Genomic DNA, 14,827 nt, shown 5'->3' with positions numbered 1-14,827 from the left:
AATGGTTTAGGTTAGCCTAACCTTCAATTCATCAAGCGAAGGAGCCCGAGCGTGCGGACCGGCAGTCCCACGGCACGTACCGTGCTGACCGGCGCCATCACCGGCCAGCTCCGGCACGTGCTGGCCAGCGCGGGACTCAGCGCGAGTCACCAGGCCGGCGAGGCGCTGGTACCGGTGCTGATCGGAGTGGTCATCGACCGGGCCGTCGGCCGGGGCGGGGTGGTAGACCTGATCGGCTGGATCGGCGTACTGGCCGTGGTGTTCGCGGTGCTGTCGACCAGCTTCCGGTTCAGCGCCCGTACCGGCGAACGCGCCGTCGAGCAGGCCGCGCACCAGCTCCGGATCTCGCTCACCCGGCGGATCCTGGACCACCGGGGCGGAGCCGAGACCGGGCGGCTGCCCGGTGCCCTGGTCGCCACCGCCACCGGTGACGCCGATCGGGTCGGCGCGGTGAACCGGGCCTTCGCCACCGCGATCGGGGCATCCACCGGTCTGCTGGTCGGCGGCGTCGCCCTGCTGGTGGTCTCGGTCCCGCTCGGCCTGCTGGTGCTGGTCGGCGCACCACTGCTGCTCTGGCTGGCCCACCGGCTCGGCCGCCCGCTGGAGCGGCGCAGCCACGCCGAGCAGGAGCAGGCGGCGTACGCCTCCGGGGTGGCCGCCGACCTGGTCGCCGGCCTGCGCGTCCTCAAGGGTCTCGGCGCGGCGCCGGCCGCGGCCCAGCGCTACCGGCGGACCAGCCGCGAGTCGCTGGCCGCCACGGTCCGGGCGGCACAGGCCCAGGCCTGGTACGACGGCACCCTGCTCATCATCACCGGACTCTTCGTGGCCGCCGTCGGCCTGCTCGGCGGCCGGCTCGCGGCGCAGGGCGACCTCAGCGTCGGGCAACTCGTCGCGGCGGTCGGCCTGGCGCTGTTCCTGCTCGGACCGCTCTCCATCTTCGGCTGGGTGAACGCCGAGTTCGCCCAGGGCCGCGCCTCCGCCGACCGGATCGCCTCGGTACTCGGCGCACCTCCCGCGACGCCCACCGGAAGCGGCTCCCCCGGCACCCCGGTACTCGGCCGGGTGGACCTGCGGGACGTCCGGCACGGCACGCTGCGCGGCGTCAGCCTGCACGCCGCCGCCGGCGAACTGGTCGGCATCGTGGCGACCGACCCGGCCGTCGCCGACGACCTGCTGCGCTGCCTCGGTCGCGACGTCGATCCGGACGCCGGCACCGTCGAACTCGACGGCGTCGGGCTGCACACCCTGGACCCCGAGCGGTTGCGGGCCACCGTCCTGGTCGCGCCGCACGACGCCGACCTGTTCGAGGGCACCCTGCGGGACAACGTGAGCGCACCGGCGACCGGTGAGACCGACGTACGCCGGGCGCTGGCCGCCGCCGACGTGGACGAGGTGGCCCGCACCCTGCCGCAGGGGATCGAGACGCTGCTCACCGAACGCGGACGGTCGCTCTCCGGCGGGCAGCGCCAGCGGGTGGCCCTGGCCCGGGCGCTGGCCGCCGAGCCGCCGGTACTGGTCCTGCACGATCCGACCACCGCGGTCGACGCGGCCACCGAGGCCCGGATCGCGGTCGGGCTCCGGGAACTCCGGCAGGGCCGGACCACCCTGCTGGTGACCACCAGCCCCGCGCTGCTCGCGGTCACCGACCGGGTGGTGCTGCTCGACGACGGCGTCGTCCGGGCCGAGGGCAGTCATCCCGACCTCATCCGGCGGGACGCCACCTATCAGTCGTCGGTGCTGCGGTGAACGCCGGCCGAGGCGCCCGGGACGCTTTCCCGGGCGGCGATGCCGAGGTGGACGCCGGCCGAGGAACCCCGACGGGAGAGGTGCCCCGATGAGCGAGCCCGCCGGAGCCGACCAGCCGGCCCGTGAGCTGCTGCCGACCGCGACCGGGCGGCAGGTCCGGGACACCCTGGCCGAGTTGCTGCGGCCGCGCCGGTTCCTGGCTGTCCGCGCCCTCGGCCTGCTCGTCGGCTCCACCGCGGCCGGGCTGCTCACCGCCCCGCTGCTCGGGCACATCGTGGACCTGGTCGTCAACGGACGGCCGCCGGGTGCGATCACCACCCCGACGGTGCTGCTCGGACTGGTCGCGGTCGTCCAGGGGATCTCGCTGGCGCTGGGGCTGTCCCAGGTCGCCCGGCTCGGCGAGGGCATGCTCGCGGACCTGCGGGAACGGTTCATCGACCGGGTACTGGACCTGCCGCTGGAACAGGTCGAGCGGGCCGGGTCCGGCGACCTGACCGCGCGGGTCACCGGGGACGTGACGGTGATCGCCGAGGCGGTGCGGATGGCGCTGCCGCAGCTCGCCCGCTCCGGCCTGACCATCGGCCTGACGCTGGTCGGGCTCGCCGTGCTCGATTGGCGGTTCCTGCTCGCCGCGCTGCTTGCGGTGCCGATCCAACTGCACACCGCCCGGTGGTACGCCGGCCGGGCCCAGCCGCTCTACGCCAGCCAGCGGGTGGCGCACGGCGCCCAGCAGCAGCAGTTGCTCGACACCGTCGGCGGTGCCCGGACCGTACGCGCGTTCCGGCTCACCGAACCGCACCTGCACCGGGTGTCCGGCAGTTCCGCCGCGGCGGTCGAGCTCACGCTGCGCGGAATCCGGCTGATGACCCGGTTCTTCAGCCGGCTCAACCTCGCCGAGTTCGTCGGGTTGACCGCCGTGCTGGTCACCGGTTTCCTGCTGGTGCGCGCGGACGCGGTCACGGTCGGTACGGCATCCGCCGCCGCGCTCTACTTCCACAACCTCTTCGGCCCGCTCAACGCCGCGCTGAGCCTGGTCGACGACGCGCAGTCGGCCGTCGCCAGCCTGGTCCGGCTGGTCGGCGTCACCCGGTTGCCGGCACACCGGCGGCCGGAACACCGGCCCGTGCCGGTGGACGGCGGCGTCGAGGCGAAGGAGCTGCGGCACGCGTACGTGCCGGGGCACGACGTACTGCACGACGTCACGTTCAGCGTGGCGCCGAACGAGCGGGTCGCGCTGGTCGGGGCGAGTGGCGCCGGCAAGACCACGCTGGCCAAGCTGATCGCCGGGATCCACCGGCCCAGCGGCGGGAGCATCCGGCTCGGCGGTGTACCGATCGAGGACCTCGGCGCCGCCGTGGCCGGCCGGACCGTGGCCCTGGTCAGCCAGGAGGTGCACGTCTTCGCCGGACCGCTCGCCGAGGACCTGCGGCTGGCCGGGGCGGACGCCACCGACGACGAACTGCTCGCCGCGCTGGACCGGGTCGGTGCGCTGGGTTGGGTACGCGCGCTGCCGGACGGGTTGGCCACGGTGGTCGGCGACGGCGGACACCGCCTGACGGCGGCACAGGCCCAGCAGTTGGCCCTGGCCCGGTTGGTACTGGCCGCGCCGCCGGTGGCGATCCTGGACGAGGCGACCGCCGAGGCCGGCAGTGCCGGCGCCCGGCAGTTGGAGACGGCGGCGGCGCGGGCGCTGGACGGGCGTACCGGGCTGGTGGTGGCGCACCGGCTGACCCAGGCGGCGGCCGCGGACCGGGTCATCCTGCTGGACGCCGGCCGGGTGGCGGAGACCGGCACGCACGACGAACTCGTCGCCGCCGGCGGCCGGTACGCGGCGCTCTGGGCGGCCTGGACCGGCACCCGGGACACACCTGCGCAGGACCCGGCGACGGGACAGCGGCAGCCGGAGCCGACGACCGGCGCCGAGGGCTGACCCCTGACCCCCCGGCCCTCGCCCGGCACCCGACGCACCCGACGCACCGAGCACCGAGCACCGAGCACCGAGCACCGATTGAAACGATAAGAATCCGGTCGGTGGTCCCCCTCGGGTCCTGAACTGTCGGACGGCGACCGCGCCCGGAGCACCGCGCCGCTTTCTGCGGAAAACGGTGACTACCGATTGACGACCTTGCCGCGAGCGGCAACAATCTGCACCAGTGTGACCGCTAACATCGGGCTGTTCCGATAGCGACCGCTGGCGCAGTATCGCGTCGCCCGCCGCCGGAGCTCCCGGGATTGGTCCCTGAAACGGTTCATCGACTACTCCGGTCAGGAGGGGAACCATGCATGGTCCGCCACCCGCCCCCCGGCCTCCCGGGCCCGCACTCAGCCGCCGGGGCGTACTGCTCGGCGCGCTCGCCGGTGCCGGCGCCGCGACCCTCACCGGCTGCGCCACCCCGGTCGGCGCCGGGCTGCTGAAGACGGAGGCGGCGCCGGGCGCCGTCGAGTACTGGACCCTCTTCGGCGGCGGGGACGGCGTCCGGATGCAGCAGATCCAGGACGCCTACCGCCGGGCGAACCCCGGCACCCCGCTCAAGGCCATCACGCTGGCCTGGGGCGACCCGTACTACACCAAGCTCTCCCTGGCCACCGTCGGCGAGGAACCGCCGGACGTGGCGATCTCGCACCTCACCCGGATGAAGACCCTGGTCGACGCGGGACTGCTCCAGGAACTGCGCCCCGAGGACCTGGCCCGGCACGGCATGGCAGCGGAGAACTTCAACCAGCGGGCCTGGCAGGCCGGGCTGGTCGACGGCCGGGCGTACGCGATCCCGCTGGACACGCACCCGTTCGTCCTGTTCTACAACACCGACATCTGCCAGCAGGCCGGACTGCTCGACTCCGACGGCCAGCTCAGGCCGATCGTCGGCGAGGCGGCGTTCGCCGACGCGCTCACCCGGGTCAAGCAGGTGACCGGCGGGTACGCCGCCACGCACGGCATCAACTCCGACCCGGCGTCGCCATTCCGGTTCTTCCAGACCCTCTACTCGCAACTCGAAGGCGAGATCCTGGCCGACGACGGCACCCGGGTGGTGCTCGACGACGCCAAGGCGGGCCGGGTGCTCGACTACCTGCGCGCCCTCACCGTCGAGCAGGGGCTGATCCCGGGCGGTGCCGACTACCCGGGTGCGATCGCGATGTTCGCCACCGGGCAGGTCGGCTTCCACCTGAACGGCGAATGGGAGATCAGCACCTTCCAGACCGCCAAGATGCCGTTCGGGATGACGCTGGTGCCCAACATCTTCGGCGGGCCGCACGCCGTGCAGGCCGACTCGCACACCCTCATCCTGCCGGCCCGCCCCGACTCCGACCAGGCCCGGCTGGACCGGGCGCTGCACTTCGTCCGGTTCGTTCTCGACCAGAGCCTCACCTGGGCGGAGGGCGGGCACGTCCCGACCTGGCTGCCGTTCGCCGAGAGCGACGCCTACCGCCGGCTCAGTCCACAGTCGAGCTACGCCGCCGCGGCGGACACCGCCGTCTACGACCCGCCCGGCTGGTACTCCGGCTCCGGCTCCAGCTTCGAGAACGTGATCGGCTCGGCGGTCGGCGCGGTGGAGGGTGGGCAGCTCACCTCCCAGGCCGCGATCGCGCAAATCCGGTCGCAGCTATCCATCCTCGCCCAGACCCCGTCGCCGGTGTGATCTGACCTCATCGAGGAGGTTTGCCGTGGCCACCACCACCCACTCCCCCGACCGGACCGGTACCGGATCCGCTTCATCGCGGCCCGCCGCCGAGCGGCGGCCCCGCAACGGCCGGCCGGCGCTGCTCTTCCTGTCCCCGTTCCTCGCGCTCTACCTGCTGTTCATCATCGGCCCCGCGCTCTACGGGCTGGTGATGAGCTTCTTCCACACCAGCATGGTCCGATCCGGGCTCGGCGACTTCGCCGGCCTGAGCAACTACGCCGAGGCGCTGGGCAGTTCCGACTTCTGGTGGGCGCTCTGGCACACCGGCTGGTTCACCCTGCTGACCACCCCGCCGCTGGTCCTCCTGGCGCTGGTCTTCGCGCTGCTGGCCGAGCGCGCCCGCCGGGGGCGCTGGTTCTTCCGGCTGGCCTTCTTCCTGCCGTACGTGCTGCCCTCCGCCGTGGTGGCGCTGATCTGGATGTGGATCTACACGCCGGAACTCGGCCTGCTCAGCCGGACCGTCGACGCGATCGGCCTCACCGCGCCGAACTGGCTCGGCGACCCGGACTGGGCGATGGTCTCGCTGGCGATCACCACCGTCTGGTGGACGCTCGGCTTCAACTTCGTGCTCTACCTCGCCGGCCTCCAGGACGTCCCCCGGGATCTATACGAGGCGTCCGCGATCGACGGCGCCGGGCCGTGGCAGCAGATCCGCCGGATCACCCTGCCGCTGCTGGCCCGCACCACCACGCTGGTGGTGGTGCTCCAGGTGATCGCCTCGCTGAAGGTCTTCGACCAGATGTACCTGATGACCAGCGGCGGCCCGAACTTCAGCACCCGCTCGACGCTCCAGTACGTCTACGAGGTCGGCTTCGCCGATTACCGCACCGGCTACGCCGCCGCCGCGTCCACCCTGTTCTTCCTGTTGGTGCTGGCGGTCTCCGCGGTCTGGCTGGTCATGACCCGCCGCCAGGAATCGGAGGTGTGAGGATGGCCCTCCTCGAATCGACCCGCGACACCGACCGGGACCGCCGCGCCGAGGCCGGTGCCTCGGCGCTGGCGAACTCGGTGGACCGACGGCTGCGGCTGTTCAACCGCTGCTGCATCGCGGTCCTGGTCGCGTTCGCACTGCTCTGGCTGGTGCCGCTGGCCTGGGCGCTGGACACTTCGTTGAAGCCGAACGGGGAGACCACCGACCCGACCTGGCTGATCGAGAATCCGACGCTGCTCTCCTACCGCACCGTGCTGACGGAGAGCGACATCCTCAACTGGTACCTCTCCAGCTTCGTCACCTCGACCCTGTGCGCGGCCTGTACGGTGCTCACCGCGAGCATGGCGGCGTACGCGCTGTCCCGGCTGCGGTTCCGGTACCGCCGGCTGGCCTACTGGTTCCTGCTCTGCGGCCTCCTGATCCCGAGTCAGGTGCTGGTCGTGCCGCAGTTCCGGGAACTCGGCAACGTGCACCTGCTGAACACCTGGTGGGCGGTGTTCCTGCCGCAGGTCCCCACCGCCATCGCGGTCTTCATCTTCAAGCAGTTCTTCGACGGGATCCCGCGGGACCTCGACGAGGCCGCCCGGATGGACGGCGCCGGCTTCTTCCGGACGTACCGTCGGGTCGTCATGCCGCTGTCCCGGCCCGCGGTCTCGGCCGTGACGATCTTCACCTTCGTCTGGAGCTGGAACAACCTGCTCTGGCCGCTGCTCGCCGTCACCGACCCGGAGCTGATGACCATCCCGGTCGGCCTCGCCGCCATCCAGGGCACCTACGGCATCCGCTACGCCGACACCATGGCCTCGGGAATCCTCGGCGCGCTGCCGCTGGTCCTGGTCTTCCTGCTCTTCCAGCGCCGGATCGTCGAGGGCATCGCCGGCACCGGGCTGAAAGGCTGACCACCGCACCGAAGATCGACCGTTGGAGGTTCTGTGCACCAGGCCGCGTTGACCATCGATCCCGCGTTCCGGATCGCCGAGGTGGACCCGAGGATCTACGGCTCCTTCGTGGAGCACCTCGGGCGCTGCGTCTACACCGGAATCTACGAGCCGGGACATCCGACCGCCGACGAACACGGATTCCGCCGGGACGTGGCGGAGCTGGTCCGGCGGCTCGGCGTACCCGTACTGCGCTATCCGGGCGGCAACTTCGTCTCGGGCTACAACTGGGAGGACGGCATCGGCCCGCGCGAGGCGCGACCACGCCGGCTCGACCTGGCCTGGCGCTCCATCGAGACCAACGAGGTCGGGGTCGACGAGTTCGTCGGCTGGACCCGCCGGGTCGGCAGCGAACCGATGATGGCGGTCAACCTCGGTACCCGGGGGGTGGACGCCGCCCGGAGCCTGCTGGAATACACGAACCACCCGTCCGGGACGTACTGGTCCGACCTGCGGCGGCAGCACGGCAGCCCGGACCCGTACGACATCAAGCTGTGGTGTCTCGGCAACGAGATGGACGGTCCGTGGCAGACCGGATTCACCACGGCTCGGGAGTACGGCCGGCTGGCGGCGCAGACCGCGCAGGCGATGCGCCGGGTCGACCCCTCGATCGAACTCGTCGCCTGCGGCAGCTCGGGCAGCGGGATGCCGACCTTCGGCAGTTGGGAGGCGACCGTACTGGAGGAGACCTACGACCTGGTCGACTACGTCTCGGTACACAGCTATTACCAGGAGCACGACGGCGACCGGGACAGCTTCCTGGCCAGCGCGGTCGACCTGGACCGGTTCATGGAGTCGGTGGTGGCCACCTGCGACCACGTCCGGGCGGCCGGCCGGCACCGGAAGCGGATCAACCTCTCGGTCGACGAGTGGAACGTCTGGTACCAGAGCCGGTTCGTCGGCGAGGAGAAGCTCGACTGGGCGGAGGCGCCCCGGCTGATCGAGGACACCTACTCGGTGGTCGACGCGGTGGTCGTCGGCGATCTGCTGATCTCGCTGCTCCGGCATGCCGACCGGGTCAAGATTGCCTGCCTGGCACAGCTCGTCAACGTCATCGCGCCGATCCGCAGCGAGCCGGGCGGGCCGGCCTGGATGCAGCCGACGTACCACCCGTTCGCGCTGACCTCCCGGCACGGTCGCGGCACCGTGCTGCGGGTCGAGCCGACCGGCCCTGCGCACGACACCACCCGGCACGGCGAGGTGCCGACGGTCACCGCCACCGCCGTCCGGGACGACGAGTCCGGCGCGGTCACCCTCTTCGCGGTCAACCGGGACCAGCGGGAACCGCTCGCCCTCGACGTCGACCTGCGGGCCTGTTCCGGTCTCGTCGGCGGGGAGCATGTCGTGCTGACCGACGCGGACCCGGAGGCGACGAACAGCGCGGAGGCGCCCGAGCGGGTGACGCCGAGCCGGCTCGCCGACCTCAAGGTCGAGGACGGGCGGGTGAGCGCCGTGCTGCCGCCGCTGTCCTGGAACATGATCCGGCTGACTCCGACCGGCTGACTCCGGAGCGGACTACGCAGCCCGGAGCGGACTACGCAGCGGAGCCGGGCCGGCTCCGCCGACCCCGGCCGACGACAGCGAGGTCAGGGTGGGCAGTTCCGGGCGGGCTGGAGCCCGGTGACCGTGCTGAGCGGCACGATCCGGTGCACCGGGTTCCCCTGCCCCACCTGGATGATCAGGCTGCCCCGATCGGTCCCGATCAGGGCTCCGCAGAGTGTGCCGCCCTCGGTGGTGACGGTGACCAGCGCGCCGGCCGCAGGGGTGGCGCCCGGACCCAGCCAGGTGAATCCAACCGCCACCGCCACCAGACCGATACCGGCCAGGGTCAGCCGGCCGGCGCGCACGATCGCCCGCCGTACGCCCACCACCTCGGCCCGGGTCCATTCGGCCAGGTCCTCCCCCGTCAGCAGGCACTCGTCGGACGGCGTACCGGCCGCGGCGCGGATTGCGGTCAGGGTCGCCCAGACCAGCCCGGCCAGGGCCAGCCCGAGCAGCAGCACCACCAACCAGCGGTACGGGGCGGCCAGGGTCGCCACGGTGTCCCGCCCCTTGACGATCAGTACGGCGCCGAGCAGCGTGGTGAGTCCGGCCAGTCCGGTACGCCAGCTCTCCGCCTGCTTGCGGGCCGCGTCGAGCTGGTGGAACCGGAGTTGGTCAGCCCGCTGCGCCCACCGCCAGCGCTCGATACTCACGGCAGTTCCACCTGCCAATACGCCCCGCAGCCCTGGTCCCACGCCTCCGCCGGCCGGTTGGCGTGCACGTGGCCGCAGTCGCAGTAGACGGTACGCGCGCCTACCGGCCGGTCGATGCTGCGCGCTTTGCTGCGGCCGAGGAATCCCTTGTGTCCGGAGGGGATGCCGTACTCCCAGACGACGGTGGTGTGTCCACCACACCCCGGACACGATCCGGTCACCTCGATCCGGCGTCCGTCCGCCGCCGGCGCGACGGTAAACCCGTCCCGCTGCAACCGGTGGTCAGCCAGTCGGTACTCGACCGGGCGATGGTGCTCGATGCGGGGTTCCGTCACCCTGGACCTCCTCCTCGTCTCGCGTCCCGGGCTCGTCGACCTGGAATCCGAGCAGTGCGGCGTACCGGCGCAGCCGGGCGCGGACCTGCCCGGTCGACTCGCCCACCTCGTCCGCCGCCGCCGCGACGTGTGCCGGGCCGACCGTGCCGCGCAGCGCGGGCGCCTGCCCGTCCAGGTGCCGGGTGACGACCAGCAGGTCCTGCCAGTGCACGAGGTCGTCCGGGCAGGCGTCGACCGGGTAGTCGAGGGTGACGCCGAGCGGAACGAACCGGGCCAGCCGCTCGTGGGCGTACGCCACCGTCCAGCCGGACCGGCCGGCGACCTGGATCAGCTCCAGCGCGTCGACGGTGTCCCGGTAGAACTCCTGGCCGTGCTGGTCGACCCGGGTGAGCAGGGCCCGGTCGTACCGGTCCGGCACCAGGTCGCGGAAGGCTGCCAGGGTCGCCTCGTCCAACTCGGGCAGCGGGGCGCCAAGCGCCCGGTACGGTTCGAGGTCGTCCAGGAACTCGCCCACCGACTGCCGGGCGGTGGACGCGGCGACGACGATGTCGCCCGCGCCCAACTGCCAGGACAGCTCGGCGTCCGGCTCGGAGGTCCGGTGCCACGGGCCGATCAGGGCGAGCCGCTCCTCCCAGTGGTGGCAGGTGGCGGCACTGGTCAACGCTTCGGTGGGAAGCTGGCTGAGGTCGATCGTGTCCGGCAGCAGGGTACGCAGGTATTCGGTGACCGCCCCGATGCTGCAGTCCAGGTAATAGGCCAGGTCGACCAGGTGCGGTACGGTCACCGGCCCTCCCGGGTCGACGATGTCGAGCAGCCGGCGGAACCGGGCCAGCCGTTCGTCGAACCCGGCGAAGTTCCGCGACCCGATCTCCCGGGCGATCGCGCGTAACGCCTGCCATCCGGTATGCAGCGTGTACGAGCCGGTCACCGCGTCGTACCACTGCAGGTCGTCGACGGCGAAGGCCCGCTCCGCGTCGGTGGGGGTGAAGTCCGGGTACGCGTTCATGTCGGGCAGCCGGAGCAGGCCCGTCCCGGCGAGCCGGGCAAGGTCCCGGTGGATCTGCCCGGTACTCGTCCCGGTCCGGGCGCTCAGCACGAGCAGGTGCAGCGGGGTGAGGCGCTGACCGACGGTGTGTACGTGGCGCAGCGCCTCCCGCTCCAGCGTGGTCAGCTCGTCCGGGTAGCGGTCCCGGCCGGCGACGGTGTAGCCGAGCGGGGCGAACTTGTCGAAGAGCGCGAGCACCTGGTCGACCGGCCGGCCGAGGTTGGAGCTGGCCCGCAGCACGTGGGCGGGGCTGACCAAAGGTCCGATCCACGGCGGCCCACCGTCGAGGTCCTGGGAGAACAGGTTCAGCTCCGCCTGGCTGAACACGTGGTCCCGCAGCGCCGCAAGGTCGCCGGGCGGCGGGGACCAGCCGGGCGGCACGAGCTGCCCGGCGCGGCGGAGCACCTCGTCCAGCGGGATGTGCAGCCCGGTGGAGACCCGGCCGAGCCAGCCGCCGACCGCGCTCCGCGGCGGCTCGCCCGGTGGTGCCCAGGCGGCCAGGGCCAGCACCAGCACCTGGTCGTCGGGCTCGAAGGTCCGGGCGAGCGGCGGGATGACCCGGGCGGCCGACAGGTCCAGTCCGACGATCGCGAACCGGCGCAGCCGGCGCAGCCGCTCGGTCCCGCGGTGCTCCTCGTGGGCGGCGAGTTCGAGCAGCGTGTCCGCGGTGGGTCGGCCGTACCGGGCCGGGTCGCGGTAGTTGCCCCGGTAGAGCGATTCGAGCATGTCCGCGTCGAAGGGCTCCACGGTCGGCAACCCGTCGGTATGCACGACGGCCGGGACGAAGTCGGCACCCAGAGACGGCGCGGAGCCGCGCCACACGCCGAACCGCCACGCCCGCAGCCACGCCTGGTCCTGGCCGGCCCACCATGCGCCCTCGCCGGTGAACAGGTCGAGGTCCACCGGCAGGCAGCCGACCCGACGGATCGGCACCGAGACGCCGTGTCCCCAGGGCCCCTCGACCGGCAGCTCCTGGTCCACCCCGGCCAGGTAGCTGAAGACGTCCTGGGCCACCGACGGGGTGGATCGGGTCACCTCCCAGAGCCAGGAGAGGTTCAGTCCGGGCCAGCGGGCGAGTTCGGGCAGCGAGTCCCGGATCTGATCGCGTACCCAGGCCTTGTCCCAGTTCCGCAGCGTGTTGCGGTCCACCGTGAACTGCGGGCGGCGGACGTCCCGCAGGTTCACCACGAAGCCGTGGGTCTCCTCGTTCGTCTGGATGCCGTCGGCGGCGAGCCCGCCCTCCCCGGAGACCCACCACAGGTCGGCACCGTACTTCAGCGGCGGCGCCGTGGCGTCCGGATAGCGGAGTTCCTCCTCCTGCCACGTCTCGTGTCCGGCGCCGTCCTCGGCAACCTCGACCCGGAACTCGGCCAGCCAGAGCAGCCGGCGCATCGTACGCAGTACGGAGATCCGCTCCTCGCCGGTCAGGTAGAGGCGGACCCGGGTACCGCCGGTCGGCAACTCGTCCGGGGCGGTGGTGATCTGGAACAGGCTGCCGCTGCTGGCAATCCGCACGCTGTGCGCCTGCGGCGCGACAAGGTCCTCCTCGCCGACCGGCCGGGTCACGATCTGTATCTCGTCCGCGATCATGAAATAGCTGAACACCCCGACCCCGAACTGGCTGTTCGGTACGAGTCGCAGCGGCGGGTCGAGATCTTGCCAGCGGGCCTGCTCGTGCCGGAAGCCCTGCCGGTAGACGAACCGCTCACCGGCGTTGGCGAAGGTGTTCTTCAGCGCCTCGACGGTCATCCCGACGCCGTTGTCGACGCACTCGACGTACTCCCGGCCGTCGGCGCTGTCCCGGCCCTGCCGGAAGGTGATCAGGCCGGTCCACGGGGCGGTCGGCCGGCCGATCCGTTCCCGGTAGCGCCGCCGGACGTGCCGGTAGCGGCAGGCGTCCAGGGCGTTCTGGTACAGCTCCCGGATCGCCAGGGCCGGCTCGCCGTACAGCTGGCGGCCCATCAGCAGCTCCCGGATCTTCTCGTCGGAGAGCCGGAACCGCAGCAGCGGGGTCTCGTACGCGGGCGTGCCGTCGTGGTGGTGCTCGGGCCGCAGCCCGGCGGCGTCGAACCGGGCCGGCAGGTTGCCCAGCAGCTCGTCGGCGACGGCCAGGTCGCGGGTCGTCTCCCTGGCCCGTTCGGCGCGCATCGCCACCTCGCTGAACGCGTCATGCATGGCCGGGTGGTCACAGACGGCATGCAGGTGCAGCACGTCGGCGCCGCGCCGCCAGTCCAGCCGGGCCATGGCCGCCAGCAGCGCCGACAGCGGCAGCTCGGCCCCGATGCCGACGTGGTCGACCACCACGGTCGGCATCCGCCGGGGATCGGCGGCGACGATCCCGGCGAGCCAGAGCGCGACGGCCAGGCTCCGGAACCGCGCATCGAAGTCCGGTCGGTTCAGCCGCTCGACCAGCCGCCGATCTTCCGGGTCCGCACCGACGCCGTGCATCAGCGCCCGCAGCACCGAACAGAGTTCACTCTCGGTCATCGTGCCGGTCGGTCCGGACGCCAGGGTGGCGGCGAGCCGACGGCAGACCGCGGTGGCGGCGGCACTTTCCCACAGCCGGAGCCGGTCGCCGAGCCAGCGGTGCACCAGCCACATGGCCAGCGCGTCCCGCGCCTCCGGCCGGTCCCGCCGGGCCAGTCCCTCGGCCCGCCGGCAGACGTGCTCGTGCATCGCGTGCGTGATCTCCAGGTCGGCCCGGGGACCGTCCCGGTAGGTCCGGGAGAAGTCGGTAGGCGCTATCGCCGCCGCCTCCCGCAGGCCGCCCGCGATCGCTGCCTCGCGCAGGAACGGCACCGCCGCGAGGATGCCGACCTCCTCGGGAGTCAGGCCGGCCGGCGCGGTCACGAACGACTCGACCGCCGCCAGCACCCGCACCGGATAGTCCTGGGTCGACCATGGGTCCCGCACCCCGGCCCGCTCGGCGAGGGCCTCCTGCGCCTCGCCCCAGCGCCGCGCACACTCCTCGACCACCCCGGTCACCGCAGCCCTGATCCGTTCGGGGTCCGTCCCGGAGCGGCACCGGTCCCACAGCGGGGTGTCGGCGACCGCGCGCCGCCACGCCTCGCTGACCTGGTCGCCCTCGCAGATGACCACGTCGCCCCGGACCCCGGTGCCGGCACCGTGCCGGGCCCAGACGATCTCCGGGGCCTGTTCCACCCCGTCGATCCGGGCGGCCCTGCGGGCCATCTGCCGCTCGACCTCGGCGTAGACCTCGTCGAGGGTACGGGCCGGACTGCGCCGGTCCAATGCCTCGGCCAGCACCTGGGTGAAGAAGCTGCCGGTGTCGGCGTACCGGCTGCGCTGTCCGGGGCGGCAGCTGTTGACCAGGGCGAAGTCGCCACCGGCCGGGTACGGCAGCAACCCGCCCTGCGGAGTGGAGCCCAGCGCGCCGGCCGGATCCTCCCGACAGGCGTCCACGAAGAAGACCACCAGCCGGGCCCGGCAGTATTCCAGGTAGCGCGGCACGAGCGGCACCAGGCCGTCCCGGTCGGGCCGCTGCCCGCCCGGCTCCGGATAGGCGTCACAGGGAGCCAGATAGCTCTGCCCGTCGATGACCACACCGTGACCCGAAAAGTACAGCAGCAGTACCCCGCCGGGCGGTGCCTCCTGGCACGCCCGCAGCACGGCGGCGCGGATCCGGCTCCCGGTCGGCTCCCGCTCCACGCCGCCACCCACCCCGCAGTGCCGGACCTGGTAACCGGACTGCCCCAGCGCTGTGGTCATCCGGTCGATGTCGTTGGCCACCACGTCGCGGATCGGCGGAAACAGGTCGCTGTCGCAGGCGGGCACACCGATCAGCAGGGCATGGCGATCTGTCACGGGCTAGCCACCAGGAGACGAGGGGTCCACATTCTCGCATATCCCGCGCGCGTGGCGGCAAAGGCGAGCGCCCACCCCGGTTGGCCGGTGCCCCTATACAGAAAGCGACAGGGGGTCCTTCCTCGCCTCCCC

At 72.5% G+C, this 14,827-nt stretch carries 9 protein-coding genes; 6 read left to right on the top strand and 3 right to left on the bottom strand.

Going from position 1 to position 14,827, the window contains the following annotated elements; all coding sequences use genetic code 11:
• The first annotated feature begins 51 nt into the window (after positions 1 to 51).
• The 6 genes from ACQEVC_RS29010 to ACQEVC_RS28985 all read left to right on the top strand — a co-directional run bounded on the left by ACQEVC_RS29010 (position 52) and on the right by ACQEVC_RS28985 (position 8,798).
• Positions 52 to 1,746 carry an ABC transporter ATP-binding protein gene (locus tag ACQEVC_RS29010; RefSeq protein WP_432883673.1) on the top strand — a complete coding sequence of 565 codons (1,695 nt, stop codon included), beginning with the start codon at positions 52 to 54 and terminating at the stop codon, positions 1,744 to 1,746.
• An 88-nt stretch (positions 1,747 to 1,834) separates the two neighbouring features.
• Positions 1,835 to 3,676 carry an ABC transporter ATP-binding protein gene (locus ACQEVC_RS29005; protein WP_432883671.1) on the top strand — a complete coding sequence of 614 codons (1,842 nt, stop codon included), beginning with the start codon at positions 1,835 to 1,837 and terminating at the stop codon, positions 3,674 to 3,676.
• Between the two features lie 349 nt (positions 3,677 to 4,025).
• Positions 4,026 to 5,384: an extracellular solute-binding protein gene (locus tag ACQEVC_RS29000; protein ID WP_432883667.1), complete on the top strand. Its 1,359-nt coding sequence runs from the start codon at positions 4,026 to 4,028 to the stop codon at positions 5,382 to 5,384.
• A gap of 25 nt (positions 5,385 to 5,409) precedes the next feature.
• A complete protein-coding gene (locus ACQEVC_RS28995; RefSeq protein WP_432883664.1) occupies positions 5,410 to 6,354 on the top strand; it encodes a carbohydrate ABC transporter permease in 945 nt (314 codons plus the stop codon).
• A 2-nt stretch (positions 6,355 to 6,356) separates the two neighbouring features.
• Complete coding sequence (locus ACQEVC_RS28990) at positions 6,357 to 7,256, top strand: carbohydrate ABC transporter permease (RefSeq protein ID WP_432883661.1); 900 nt, start codon at positions 6,357 to 6,359, stop codon at positions 7,254 to 7,256.
• A 33-nt stretch (positions 7,257 to 7,289) separates the two neighbouring features.
• Positions 7,290 to 8,798, top strand: a complete 1,509-nt coding sequence (locus ACQEVC_RS28985; protein ID WP_432883658.1) for an alpha-N-arabinofuranosidase — start codon at positions 7,290 to 7,292, stop codon at positions 8,796 to 8,798.
• 83 nt (positions 8,799 to 8,881) lie between these two features.
• On the opposite strand, the gene ACQEVC_RS28980 is transcribed toward ACQEVC_RS28985, so the two are convergent.
• From ACQEVC_RS28980 to ACQEVC_RS28970, 3 genes are read right to left on the bottom strand one after another with little or no spacing between them, the layout of a single operon-like run.
• Positions 8,882 to 9,490 carry a hypothetical protein gene (locus ACQEVC_RS28980; protein ID WP_432883656.1) on the bottom strand — a complete coding sequence of 203 codons (609 nt, stop codon included), beginning with the start codon at positions 9,488 to 9,490 and terminating at the stop codon, positions 8,882 to 8,884.
• On the bottom strand, positions 9,487 to 9,825 hold the full coding sequence (locus ACQEVC_RS28975) for a hypothetical protein (RefSeq protein ID WP_432883654.1): 339 nt from the start codon (positions 9,823 to 9,825) through the stop codon (positions 9,487 to 9,489). Before ACQEVC_RS28975 ends, ACQEVC_RS28980 begins: the two co-directional genes overlap by 4 nt.
• Entirely contained in the window at positions 9,773 to 14,695 is a 4,923-nt protein-coding gene (locus ACQEVC_RS28970) for an HD domain-containing protein (protein WP_432883651.1), read from the bottom strand. Before ACQEVC_RS28970 ends, ACQEVC_RS28975 begins: the two co-directional genes overlap by 53 nt.
• Positions 14,696 to 14,827: the final 132 nt, after the last annotated feature.

The organism is Plantactinospora sp. CA-294935 (assembly GCF_050936445.1).
GTDB lineage: Bacteria > Actinomycetota > Actinomycetes > Mycobacteriales > Micromonosporaceae > Plantactinospora.
This window is presented reverse-complemented; position numbering and strand designations above follow the sequence as displayed.

Bases quoted from the DNA above. Each gene is read 5' to 3' on its own strand.
- ACQEVC_RS29005 (WP_432883671.1), top strand. From the start codon at position 1,835: ATGAGCGAGCCCGCCGGAGCCGACCAGCCGGCCCGTGAGCTGCTGCCG.
- ACQEVC_RS28990 (WP_432883661.1), top strand. From the start codon at position 6,357: ATGGCCCTCCTCGAATCGACCCGCGACACCGACCGGGACCGCCGCGCC.
- ACQEVC_RS29000 (WP_432883667.1), top strand. From the start codon at position 4,026: ATGCATGGTCCGCCACCCGCCCCCCGGCCTCCCGGGCCCGCACTCAGC.